General features: G+C 66.7%; 9 protein-coding genes. 8 read left to right on the top strand and 1 reads right to left on the bottom strand.

Annotation, left to right across the window (positions count from 1 at the left end):
* Positions 1-112 precede the first annotated feature (112 nt).
* The 7 genes from ACIQTZ_RS15695 to ACIQTZ_RS15725 all read left to right on the top strand — a co-directional run bounded on the left by ACIQTZ_RS15695 (position 113) and on the right by ACIQTZ_RS15725 (position 10,162).
* Entirely contained in the window at positions 113-682 is a 570-nt protein-coding gene (locus tag ACIQTZ_RS15695) for an SRPBCC family protein (RefSeq protein WP_402982133.1), read from the top strand.
* A 55-nt stretch (positions 683-737) separates the two neighbouring features.
* The gene (locus ACIQTZ_RS15700; RefSeq protein WP_402982134.1) at positions 738-1,907 is read left to right on the top strand and encodes a cation:proton antiporter; all 1,170 of its coding nucleotides are present in this window, start codon (positions 738-740) and stop codon (positions 1,905-1,907) included.
* 46 nt (positions 1,908-1,953) lie between these two features.
* Positions 1,954-2,571 (top strand): hypothetical protein, encoded by a 618-nt coding sequence (locus ACIQTZ_RS15705; RefSeq protein WP_402982136.1) that lies wholly within the window; start codon positions 1,954-1,956, stop codon positions 2,569-2,571.
* 86 nt (positions 2,572-2,657) lie between these two features.
* Positions 2,658-3,371 (top strand): YcnI family protein, encoded by a 714-nt coding sequence (locus ACIQTZ_RS15710; protein WP_402982137.1) that lies wholly within the window; start codon positions 2,658-2,660, stop codon positions 3,369-3,371.
* Positions 3,372-3,470: 99 nt separating this feature from the next.
* Positions 3,471-4,109 carry a DUF4232 domain-containing protein gene (locus ACIQTZ_RS15715; RefSeq protein WP_402950161.1) on the top strand — a complete coding sequence of 213 codons (639 nt, stop codon included), beginning with the start codon at positions 3,471-3,473 and terminating at the stop codon, positions 4,107-4,109.
* An 82-nt stretch (positions 4,110-4,191) separates the two neighbouring features.
* Positions 4,192-9,237, top strand: coding sequence for a DEAD/DEAH box helicase (locus ACIQTZ_RS15720; protein ID WP_402982139.1), 5,046 nt, complete (start codon positions 4,192-4,194; stop codon positions 9,235-9,237).
* Complete coding sequence (locus ACIQTZ_RS15725) at positions 9,230-10,162, top strand: DNA-formamidopyrimidine glycosylase family protein (protein WP_402982141.1); 933 nt, start codon at positions 9,230-9,232, stop codon at positions 10,160-10,162. Before ACIQTZ_RS15720 ends, ACIQTZ_RS15725 begins: the two co-directional genes overlap by 8 nt.
* On the opposite strand, the gene ACIQTZ_RS15730 is transcribed toward ACIQTZ_RS15725, so the two are convergent.
* Positions 10,163-10,792 (bottom strand): YitT family protein, encoded by a 630-nt coding sequence (locus tag ACIQTZ_RS15730; protein ID WP_400335764.1) that lies wholly within the window; start codon positions 10,790-10,792, stop codon positions 10,163-10,165.
* Between the two features lie 60 nt (positions 10,793-10,852).
* Between ACIQTZ_RS15730 and ACIQTZ_RS15735 the strand changes: the two genes are divergently transcribed.
* Entirely contained in the window at positions 10,853-12,310 is a 1,458-nt protein-coding gene (locus tag ACIQTZ_RS15735) for a PLP-dependent aminotransferase family protein (protein ID WP_402982142.1), read from the top strand.
* The last annotated feature ends 147 nt before the right edge of the window (positions 12,311-12,457 follow it).

The following is a 12,457-nucleotide window of genomic DNA, read 5'->3' on the forward strand; positions in this document are numbered from 1 at the left end:
CGACATCGCCGCGTCCGCGCTTCAGCATCTAACTCCCAGCACCGCCCGGCGGTACATTATTCACGGATGCCACAAGGACACCCTCGGAGCCGCACGGACCGTGGAGGCAACAATGGCCGGGTCAACCAGCAGGACAGGCAAGAGCACCGACTACGAGTTCGTCACGGTGTGGCGCGTGGCGGGAACGCTGCAGGAAGTCGTGGATGTCCTGGGAGACGCGGGCACCCTGAAACAGTGGTGGCCGGCTGTCTACCTTGCGGTCACGCCGGTGAGCACAGGAAGCCCTGATGGCATCGGCAACTCCTTCGACCTCCATACCAAGGGTTGGCTGCCCTACACGCTGCGTTGGAGGCTGACGGTCACCGAGCCGGTGACCGTGCACGGCTTCGCACTCACGGCCAAGGGCGACCTCAACGGAACTGGCCGCTGGACCTTCGAGACGGACGGCCCGGAGGTTGTCATCACCTATGACTGGCGGGTCAGCACTGCGAAGCCCCTCTTGCGCAGATTGAGCTGGCTCCTCAAACCGGCCTTCTCGGCCAACCACCACTGGGCCATGGCGCGAGGTGAGGAAAGCCTGGGACTTGAGCTCCGCCGTCGTCGTTCCACCACTGACCCGGCCAGGGTGCCGGCGCCGCCGGGACCTACTTTCACCCGCAGGCCCAAACAGGAGGGACGCTGACAATGCCGGACGAGAACACAGACATTCCGCTCAAACTTGCAGACTCCCCAAACCGGTGACGTTCCTTCAACTCTCCCTGATTTCGGCAGTGGCCCTTCTGGGGCCACTGCTTGCGTTGCCTCGAAAATGGCATTTGCCCGTGGTCCTCGGACAACTCTTGGCGGGCATCCTGATAGGCCGCACCGGTCTGAAACTCGTGGATCCGGCCGACCCCACGTTCACGCTGCTGGCCGACGTTGGCTTCGCGTTGATCATGTTTGTGGCCGGCACGCACGTCCCCATCCGTGACAAGGCCATCCGGGCAGCGCTGGGCAGTGGCGCAGCCAGGGCTGGAGTGGCAGCTGCTCTGGCGGTCGCCGCGGGGATCGGCACAGCAGCTGTTTTTGGGACGGGCCACGCGCCGCTGTATATCGTGCTGCTGGCCTCTTCCTCCGCAGCCCTGGTGCTCCCGATCGTGGACTCGTTGAAACTCGGCGGTCCAAAGGTCCTGACCATGACGGCGCAGGTGGCCATTGCCGATATTGCCTGCATCGTGGCGCTGCCACTCGCCGTCGATCCGCCCAATGCCGGGCGTGCGGCGTTGGGGGCGGCAGCGGTGGCGGCCTGCGCCGTGGCGCTGTTCTTCGTACTCCGCGCCTTCGAGCGCAGCGGCACGCGCGGGCGCCTGCACGACGTTTCGGAGGACCGGAAGTTCGCCCTGGAACTGCGGATCCAGTTGGCCTTGTTGTTCGCCTTGGCCGGTTTGGCCGTCCTGGGCCACGTGTCGGTGATGCTGGCGGGATTCTCGTTCGGCCTGGCAGTGGCGGCAGTGGGCGAACCTCGGCGCCTGGCCCATCAACTGTTCGCAGTCAGCGACGGCTTCCTTGGGCCGGTCTTCTTCGTCTGGCTTGGGGCCTCACTGAACGTGAACGACCTCGGCAGCAACCCTCAGATGATTCTCTTGGGCCTCTGCCTCGGGGCAGGCACGCTCATTGTCCACTCCGCAACGCGACTGCTCGGGCAGCCCTTCCCCTTGGTTGTCCTCTCGGCATCACAACTGGGCGTCCCGGTGGCAGCGGCAACCATCGGTTCGCAACTGCACCTCCTGCAACCGGGCGAGGGCGCGGCCATGATCCTCGGAGCACTCATCACCATTGCTGCCAGTGCCGCGGCCGGTCCCCGGGCGGTCGCCTCTGAGTCGGCCAGGAAGCCATCCAAGGGCGGCACGGCAACGAAGTCCCGATAGAATCAAAGCCGTTGCCAACCCAGCCGGCGAACAAAGGGAGGACTCCGTGCGCACTTCGCAGCCCCGGTCGCCCTTCCATGCCCTTCGGTCCGGCGCACTTTCCGTGGTGGTCGTCCTGCTGGCGGCGGGAGCCCACGTACTTGGCGGCGGGGCGCTCCCCACGGCTCCGGTACTCGCGGCACTCATCGCGCTGACCGGGCTCGCGGCAACGCTCGCAACCCGTTTCAAGCTGAATGTCGCGGCCATGACGGCGCTTGTGGGCGCAAGCCAGTTGGTGTTGCACCAGGCCTTCACTTCTTTGGCTCCGATTGACGCGGCAGCACCTGCGGGGGGCCATCACCCGGGGACAGAGAGCCTGGCGCCCATCGTGGATCCGGCCACCCACCTGCACGAGCTTGGCACCACGGCCGGCGCCCTGATGTTCATTGCGCACGTGATGGCAACGGTTGCTTCAGCGGCCGTGCTCGCCAAGGGCGAAGACGCGTTGTGGCAACTGGCCGCGTGGCTGCGTCCGCTGGTCACCCTGCCGTCGTTGCTTTTCAAGCCCGACGCCGGTGCCACGCCTGTCGCCGTCGGAGCACCTGACGTTTTCATCCCCCGCCCATGGCGGAACCTCAGGCAAGACAGCCGCCGCGGCCCGCCGGCCGCCGTCGTACGTCCTTAGTTCCGCCCGGCACCAGCCCTTCCACGGTGACGGGCCCCAAACCCGTACCCCGCGCCGTTTCCAGGCGCACCCTGAAAGGCCATCCCATGAAAAACTCCACCCTCCGCCGTACCCTGTCCGCTACCGCCGTGGCCGGTGGCACCGCCGCCTTGATGATGGCCGGACTCGCCGGCGCGTCCGCCCATGTTGGCGCCACTCCGGACAAAACCGCCGCCAACTCGTACGCCCTGGTGACGTTCGGCATCCCGCACGGCTGCGACACGTCCCCCACCACCAAGGTCACCATCAACCTCCCCCAGGAACTGACCGATGCACAGCCCACGGTCAACCCCAACTGGACAGTGGAGAAGGTGACCGAAACGCTTGCCGAGCCCAAGAAGCTCGACGACGGCACGTCCATCACCAAGCGGACCAGCCAGATCGTTTACACGGCCAAGACGCCCCTGGATCCCCACCTGCGCGACGCTTTGGTCCTTTCCGTCAAGCTGCCGGACGCTGCCGGCAAGACCATCTACTTCCCCACGCTGCAGACGTGCGAGCAGGGTCAGACGGACTGGTCGGAAATTCCCAAGGATGGACAGAACGAGCACGACCTGAAGTCGCCGGCCCCGTCGGTTGCCATCACCGCCGCTGATGCGTCGGGCGATCACCACGCTGCTGCCACGGTGTCCACGGAACAAGCATCCTCCGTGACCGACGATGGCTCCACGGCCCGCAGCTGGGCCGGCATGCTGGCCGGTATCGCAGGCCTGGTCCTGGGCGCGGCAGCGTTCTTCCGCCGCTCCAAGACGACCAAGTAACTGGCCAGGCGCCCTGAAAGATTACGATCCGGGCGCCAATCCGTCGCCCCGGCCGTGGCTCGATTGACTCGTGCCACGGCCGCGGCAAGGCTGGTGCCCATGTGGACTCAGCGCATCAAAACCGGACTTCTAACGACGACGGCGGCCGCGTCACTGCTGCTTATTGCCGCCTGTGGACCCAGCCCCAGCCCTGCAGGGAGCAGCAGCGCCCCGCCTACATCATCTTCGCCGTCGGCATCCTCCTCGGCCAGCGCCTCGGCCTCCGCTTCCGCGAGCTCCTCACCGTCGGGTTCCGCGACATCCGCGGCTCCCGCAGGTCCGGGGTTGTGCAAGGCGGCCTCCCTCACGGCGACCACGGACTCAACGGGTGGCGGCGCAGCGGGCAGCATCTACGAGAAGCTGATCCTGACCAACTCCGGTTCTGCCACGTGCACGCTTGAAGGCTTCGCCGGAGTTTCCCTGACGGCCGACGCCAACGGGGCACCGATCGGCGAACCCGCAACGCGTGAGACAACCACCCCCGTCACCAAGATCGAGCTGGCACCGGGCAAGGCTGCGTGGGCCGAACTCCGTTACACCCAGGCCGGGAACTACGGCGACTGCACCAAGGTTGCGGCGGCCGGCTACCGGATCTACCCGCCGGAAGATACGGCCTCCCTGTTCGTCGCCGAACCGCACGATGCTTGCAGCAACGCGGGCATCAAGCTCCTGAGCATCACCGCTTTCCAGGCAGTCTGACCTCCACCCCACGGACCGGGCATGATCTGGCGCTTCTTCTGCCGGACCTTATTCTGTCCGTGCCGTGGGGCATGATGGAGGAATGCAGGAGCAGCAGGCGTCTTCCGGCGCCATCAGCCGTTTCAGCCAGGCAACCAGGGAATGGTTCCTCGGCGCATTCAGCGAGCCCACGCCTGCCCAAGATGGCGCATGGAACGCGATCTCTTCCGGTTCCCATGCCTTGGTGGTGGCTCCCACCGGCTCGGGCAAAACGCTCGCAGCCTTCCTGTGGGCTTTGGACCGTCTGCATTCAACACCCACGGACACTCTGCCCGGCTTGGAAGAGGTCCCCGCGGGCAAGCGGCCCAGGAAGCCAAAAACCAAGACGCGCGTCCTGTATATCTCGCCCCTGAAAGCACTGGGCGTGGACGTGGAACGCAACCTCCGCTCGCCGCTGATCGGCATCACGCAAACCGCCAAGCGTTTGGGGCTGCCGGCTCCCCTCGTGACGGTGGGCGTCCGCTCCGGGGATACGACGGCGGCGGATCGCCGCACGCTGTTGACCAACCCGCCGGACATCCTCATCACCACCCCGGAGTCCCTGTTCCTCATGCTGACGTCCCGGGCCCGGGAAACGTTGAGCGAAGTGGACACCATCATCATCGACGAGGTCCACGCTGTGGCCGGCACCAAGCGTGGCGCCCACCTCGCAGTGTCTTTGGAGCGGCTCGACGCTCTGCTGCCCAAGCCGGCCCAGCGCATCGGGCTTTCGGCAACGGTGCAGCCCCGTGAACTCGTTGCACAGTTCCTGGCCGGCCAGGCTCCCGTCGAGATCGTGGCTCCGCCGTCCAAGAAGAACTGGAACCTCACCGTCACCGTACCTGTGGAGGACATGTCGGACCTGCAGGGTGCTTCCGGGGCGTTCGACTCGGGCCCCGCATCAGGGCTGCAGCCACAGGCCTCCATTTGGCCGCACGTGGAGGAACAGATCGTGGATCTCGTCCTTTCCAAGCAATCCACCATCGTGTTCGCCAATTCCCGTCGCCTCGCCGAGCGCCTGACCGCCCGGCTCAACGAGATCTACGCCGAGCGGCAGTTGATGGCCGAGGCTGGATCCGCCTGGGACGAGTCTCCCGGGCAGGGCGGTTCGGGCCAGTGGGACACCGCGCCGGGTTCCGCGGCGTCCGCCGTCGCATCGCCGGGCGGAGACTCCGCGAAGTCCCCCACGTCCACGGCTACGCCGGCACACATGATGGCCCAAGCCGGAAGCACCAGCGGCGCCGATCCCGTCCTGGCAAGGGCACATCACGGCTCCGTGTCCAAGGACCAGCGCGCCCTGATCGAAGATGACCTGAAATCCGGCAGGCTGCGCTGCGTGGTTGCTACGTCCTCGCTTGAACTGGGCATCGACATGGGCGCCGTGGATTTGGTTATCCAGGTGGAGTCGCCGCCGTCCGTGGCCAGCGGCCTGCAGCGCGTAGGCCGTGCGGGACACCAGGTGGGTGAGATCTCCGAAGGCGTCCTCTTCCCGAAGCACCGGGCGGACCTGCTGCACACCAGCGTCACCGTGGAGCGCATGCTCAGCGGCCAGATTGAGCGGCTCAGCATACCCACCAATCCCTTGGACATCCTGGCGCAACAGACCGTGGCAGCCACGGCGCTGGGCAGCATCGACGTCGAAGAGTGGTTCAGCACAGTCCGCCGGTCCGCACCCTTTGCCAGCCTTCCGCGCTCGGCGTTCGAGGCAACGCTGGATCTCCTGGCCGGCAGGTACCCTTCAGATGAATTCGCCGAACTCCGGCCTCGCATCGTGTGGGACAGGCATGCCGGAACCATCGAAGGACGGCCCGGCTCCCAGCGCCTGGCCGTCACCTCCGGCGGAACCATCCCGGACAGGGGGCTGTTCGGCGTCTACATCATCGGTACAGAGGTCGAGGGAACGGGCTCTTCAGGCGACGGCGATGGTCCCAGCTCTTCGGCGCGGGCCGCCAAGGGAGGCCGTCGGGTCGGCGAACTCGATGAGGAAATGGTCTACGAGTCCCGCGTAGGAGACATCTTCGCGCTGGGTGCCACCAGCTGGAAGATCGAAGACATCACCCACGACCGCGTGCTGGTCTCCCCCGCCTTCGGCCAACCCGGGAAACTTCCCTTCTGGAAGGGCGACTCGCTGGGCCGCCCCGTGGACCTTGGCCGGGCACTCGGTGCTTTCATCAGGGAGCTCTCCGCCGCCGACCCTGCTCCGGCCATGGAACGGTGCCAGGCCAGCGGTTTGGATGCCTTCGCGGCCAACAACCTGATCCAATACCTGGACGAGCAGAAACAGGCCACGGAAGTCGTCCCGAGCGACCGCACCCTGGTGGTGGAACGCTTCCACGATGAACTCGGAGACTGGCGGGTGGTCCTGCACAGTCCCTTCGGCATGCCGGTCCACGCACCCTGGGCCCTCGCGGTGGGCCAGCGCCTCCAGCAACGCTATGGCCTGGACGGCTCGGCCATGGCGGCGGACGACGGCATCGTCCTTCGCGTCCCCATGATGGAAGACGAACCGCCCGGCGCAGAACTTTTCCTCTTCGACCCCGAAGAGCTCGAACAGATCGTTACCGCAGAGGTGGGCGGCAGCGCCCTGTTCGCCTCCCGGTTCCGCGAATGCGCTGCCCGGGCCTTGCTGCTGCCGCGGCAGAACCCCACCAAACGCCAACCACTCTGGCAGCAACGCCAACGCTCGGCGCAGTTGCTGGACGTGGCCAAGAAGTACCCTGCGTTTCCCATCGTCCTCGAAACGGTGCGGGAATGCCTGCAGGATGTCTACGACCTTCCTGCGTTGAAGGACATCGCCGCGTCCGTTGAGCGCCGCGAACTCCGGATCGTCCAGACCACCACCCAGCAGCCCTCCCCCTTCGCCAAGTCCTTGTTGTTCGGTTATGTGGCCCAGTTCCTCTACGAAGGCGATTCGCCCCTTGCCGAGCGCCGGGCCGCAGCGCTTGCCCTGGATTCCACGCTCCTCAACGAGCTCCTGGGACGCGTGGAACTGCGCGAACTCCTGGACGCCAAGGTCATCGACACCACGGAACGCGAACTGCAACGGCTGGTTCCGGACCGCCGCGTCAAGGGTGTGGAAGGCGTGGCGGACCTGCTGCGGTTGCTTGGCCCCCTTGCCGTGGATGAAGTGGCCGAGCGTTTGCAGGCCGCGGAGCCTGGGTCCGAACAGACTCCGGCCGCCGGGGCAGCACCTGCCACTGAGGGGGCCGCACTCACCTCGCCGGAGCACGCCACGGACCAGCCCTCCATTGACCAGGAAGTGCCCGCCTCCGCAACCACCGCCGAGGCCGGATCCCATCTCCAGGCACTCCAGAAGGCCAACCGCGCACTCAAGGTGACCATTGGCGGCGTCGAACGTTTTGCTGCGGTGGAGGACGCTGCCCGGCTGCGCGACGCCATCGGGGTGCCCCTGCCGATGGGTGTGCCGCTGGCGTTCATCGAACCGGTGAACGATCCCTTGGGCGACCTCGTTTCCCGGTATGCACGCACGCACGGACCGTTCACGGCGTCCGAGGCAGCAACGCGGCTGGGCCTCGGGGTTGCGGTGGTCAATACCGCGCTGAAACGGCTCGCCGCCGATGGCCGCGTGGTGGAAGGCGAATTCCGTCCGCACGCCACAGCGCCCGAAACGCAAGCACCTGATCCTGACGTCATCAGCCTCGAGGCTCCCCCGTCCAGCGAATGGTGCGATTCCGAGGTCCTTCGGAAACTCCGGCGACGGTCCCTGGCGGCGCTCAGGGCAGAAGTGGAACCCGTCGATGCCGCGGCCTACGGGCGTTTCCTTCCTGCGTGGCAAAACGTCACGGCGCCCGGAAAGTCACGCAGCCAAGCACTCCGCGGGCTGGACGGCATCATCACTGCCGTGGACCAATTGTCAGGTGTCCCCGTTCCGGCCTCGGCGTGGGAGCCCCTGGTCCTCGCCAGCCGTGTGGCCGACTACAAGCCCGCCATGCTGGACGAACTCATGGCAGCCGGTGAACTCTTGTGGTCCGGCGCCGGATCCCTGCCCGGCAACGACGGCTGGATCAGCCTGCACGTTGCCGATTCCGCCGAGCTCACCCTCAACCCGTCGCCGGAGTTTGAACCCGGCGACGCGCAGCAACGCCTGATGGGCTATCTGGGCGCGGGCGGCGGCTACTTCTTCCGGCAGCTCACGGAGGTTGCCGGTGGCATGGATGCCGTGCTGAGCGACGACGCCGTGGTTTCCGCCCTGTGGGACCTCGTCTGGGCGGGAAGGGTTACCGGAGACACCTTTGCCCCGGTGCGCGCCATGATCGCCGGCGGGCGGACGGCCCATCGCCAAGTGGCCAAGGCGCCCCGGGCCAGGGCGCCGCGCATGAGCCGACTCGGCCGCCACGGCGCGGGCCTCCTTGGATCCCCCGGGCTGAACGGTGGCCGCTATGGATCTGTAGCGGCACAGGCGCCCACGCCGCCACTCGCCGTCGGACGCTGGTCCGCCCTTCCCCTGCCGGAATTGGATCCAACCATCCACGCCCGCGGCACCGCCGAGCTTCTCCTGGACCGCTACGGGGTGGTGACGCGGGGTTCGGTGATGGCAGAGAACATCCTGGGCGGCTTCGGCCTCATGTACAAGGTGCTCGCGCGTCTGGAGGAAGCCGGGCGCTGCCGCCGCGGATACTTTATTGAGCATCTCGGCGCAGCCCAGTTCGCAGTGCCCGCCACCGTTGACCGGCTGCGCTCCTTCACCGAGGACGCCCGCATCGCCCAGCCAGACCCGACGGCGCTGGCCCTCGCGGCAACCGACCCTGCGAATCCCTATGGGGCCGCCCTTCCCTGGCCGACGGTGGCCGGCGAGGCCGGCTCGGGACATCGGCCAGGACGGAAAGCAGGGGCATTGGTGGTGATGGTCGACGGCGCGTTGGTCCTTTACGTCGAACGCGGCGGTAAGACGCTGCTCACCTTCAGCCACGACGACGCCGCCCTCACCGTAGCTGCCGAGGCTCTGGTGGGCGTGGTTCGTCGAGGCGCCGTGGACAAGCTGTTCATGGAGAAGGTTAACGGGCACGACCTCCTGGAAACACCTATCGCCGCCGCCCTCGCCGCAGCCGGCGCCTACTCGACGCCGAAGGGACTGCGGATCCGTGCCTGAAGGAGATTCCGTCTGGCGCGCCGCCCATAAGCTCCACCAAGCCCTTGCCGGCCAGGTGGTGACGGCCTCGGATTTCCGCGTGCCGCGCTTCGCCACGCTGAACCTTGCCGGCTGGACCATGACCGAGGTTGTGCCGCGCGGGAAACATCTGCTGATGCGCCTGGTGGGTCCGGAGGATACGGAACCTGGGGCCAGCCGGAAACCACGCGCCCTCACCATCCATTCACATTTGAAGATGGAGGGTTCGTGGATGGTCTACGCACCTGGCGGCCGGTGGACCAGGCCCGGGCACACAGCGCGTTGCGTGCTGCGGACAGCGGTGGCCGATGCCGTGGGATTCTCGCTGGGCATCCTCGAGGTTGTGCCTACCGGCGAAGAGGACAAGATCGTAGGCCATCTTGGACCGGACCTCCTTGGGCCGGACTGGGATGAAGCCGAGGCCTTGCGGCGGCTCCAGGCTGAACCGGATGTTCCCATCGGCTACGCCCTGCTGAATCAGCGGAACCTCGCCGGGATCGGGAACATCTACCGCTGCGATTCCTGTTTCCTGTCCGGCGTTCACCCTGCCCTGCCGGTGGGCCAGGTCCCGGATCTGGCCAGGATCGTAAACGATGCCAAGCGGCTTCTGGGCGAGAACCTTGGCCCGGGACGGCGCTCCACGCTGGGTCCACGTGCCGTGCGTCCGGGCTACTGGGTCTACGGAAGAACGCGGCAGCCGTGCCGGCGATGCGGAACACCCATCGAGTACGGCCTGCTGGGGTCACCGGACGGCACCGAGGAAAGGGACATCTATTTCTGTCCACAGTGCCAGCCAGCGCCACGTGGTGCGGAAGGAACTGAGACGGGACCAGCCGGACCGTCCCGCAACGCAATCTCCGGGCAACGCGCTTCAGGACGGGTTGCCCGGCCCCGTTACGGAAGGTAGCTATGCCGCCAGGGTGGGTTGCGTTTCCCCGGTGGGTGCCGTCGTCGCAGGCCTCTCCGGCACGATGAACCTGGGCAGCAATATCTGCACGATCGGCCCAATCGCCAAGGCGTACACCACCGTGCCCACGCCGACGGATCCACCCAACAGCCACCCCACCGCCAGGACCACAACCTCGATCCCCGTGCGGACCAGTCGAACGGACCAGCCCGTCCGCCGCACCAACCCGGTCATCAGGCCGTCGCGCGCACCCGGGCCCAGCCGGGCTCCGATGTAGCAGGCGGAAGCAATACCGTTGAGGATCACGGCCCCGGCCAGCATGGCAATCTGACCACCGAGGTGCGAGAACGCGGGAATCAGCCAAAGGCCCAGGTCGGCAAACAAACCCACCAGCACGGCGTTCGCGAGTGTTCCGATGCCCGGCATCTGCCGCAGCGGAATCCAAAGCAGCAGCACCAGGAAACTGACGGCGATAACCACGATCCCAATGCTGAAGCCGGTCTTCTGGGACACACCTTGGTGGAACACGTCCCACGGGTCCAGGCCGAGTCCGGCGCGGATGAACATGGCAAGGGAAATGCCGTACATCGCAAGGCCGATCAGGAGTTGGGTGATTCTTCGGGTCATCATGAAACCATGATCGCGAAAAACTGGCCTTGTATTCCATAGCCAGTTTGAAATACTGGACTGGTGACAGGCTCACTCAATCCCACCGCGCTCACCCGCCTCCTCGGCTCCTGGAACTCCGGCGCCCTGCCCGCCTACCGGGAGCTGGCCGACGTCGTGCGTTTACTGGTGATGGACGGGCGAATCCCGCTGGACGTCGCGCTGCCGAGCGAGAGGGCGTTGGCCCAAACACTGGGCCTGAGCAGAACCACGGTGACGGCAGCGTACTCCACCCTGCGGGAGCAGGGTTTCCTGACCGCAGGCCAAGGCAGCCGGGGCAGAACCTGCATTCCGCACCGCAGCTCGCCCGTGACCATGCCAGGGCTGGCAGCGCCGGAGGGACTGCTGGACCTGGCGTACGCATCGCTGCCGGCAGCAGGCGAGGTGGTGCACCGCGCCTTCGCCGATGCGCTGACCGAACTACCCGCCCTTCTGCCCGGCTTTGGCTACGACGCCATTGGAGTGCCTGCGCTCCGGCAGTCCATCGCGGACAGGTACACGGCCGAGGGCGTTCCCACCACGGCCCAGCAGATCCTGGTGACGTCCGGGGCGCAGCACGCGTTGAACATTGTCCTGAAGACCTTGGCAGGGAAACAGGACAAAGTCCTGGTGGAACACCCCTCCTACCCGAACGCCCTGGACGCCATCCGGGCCTCCGGGTGCCGCCCGCTTCCGGTGGCGATGCCGGCCGCCGGAGCCGGGGCGGGCTGGGACATCGATGCCATGGTGGCTGCCATGAACCAGCAGCGTCCAGCCATGGCCTACCTCGTCCCGGACTTCCATAACCCCACCGGCCGCATCATGTCCGACCTTCAGCGGCGCCGCCTGGCACGGGCCGCAGCTTTGGCCGGGACGGTCCTGGTGGTGGATGAGACGCTGCGGGGGTTGAACCTCGACGGCGTCACTGCGGCACCGATGGCATCCTTCAGTTCTACGGTGGTCTCCATCGGGTCGCTGAGCAAGTCCCATTGGGCCGGCCTCCGCACCGGGTGGATCCGCGCTGAGCAATCGGTCATCAACCGCCTGGTGACCACCAGGACCACCATGGACCTGGGCGGTCCAATCGTGGAGCAACTGGCCGCCGCCCGCCTGGTGGGCGCCTACTCCGAGCCGATGGACGCCCGGCTGGCTGAACTCCGGCAGAACCGGTCCGCTTTGATGGAACTGCTGGCAGAGCATCTTCCCGAGTGGGAGGTGGAGCGGCCCCGCGGCGGACTCACCGTATGGTGCAGGCTGCCGAGTCCGAGCAGCACGGCCCTGACGGTCCTGGCACCGGATTTCGGTGTCCGCTTGGCAGCAGGGCCGCGGTTTGGGGTGGGCGGCGCGTTCGAACAGTACATGCGCGTGCCCTACACCTTGCCGCCGGCATCCTTGGAGGTGGCAGTCCGCGCCCTCCGGGCAGCGCAGGACAAGATCGACGCATCACCCCAGCTCAGGAGGAGCCTCAAGTCCGGGCGCCCCGCCGCGGCCGCCGTCGCCTGACCACCCAGCCGCCTGACCACCCATCTGACTGGCAGTAGTTGTTGTTCTCGACGGGCGGTTTCTAGCGGTTATCGCAACAGGAAGGTTCTGATCATCTCATTTGGGGTGCAGAAATCGAATCGTTGGCGGGGTCTGTCGTTGAGTTCG

It is taken from the genome of Paenarthrobacter sp. NPDC090520 (assembly GCF_044769205.1).
Classification (GTDB): Bacteria; Actinomycetota; Actinomycetes; order Actinomycetales; family Micrococcaceae; genus Arthrobacter.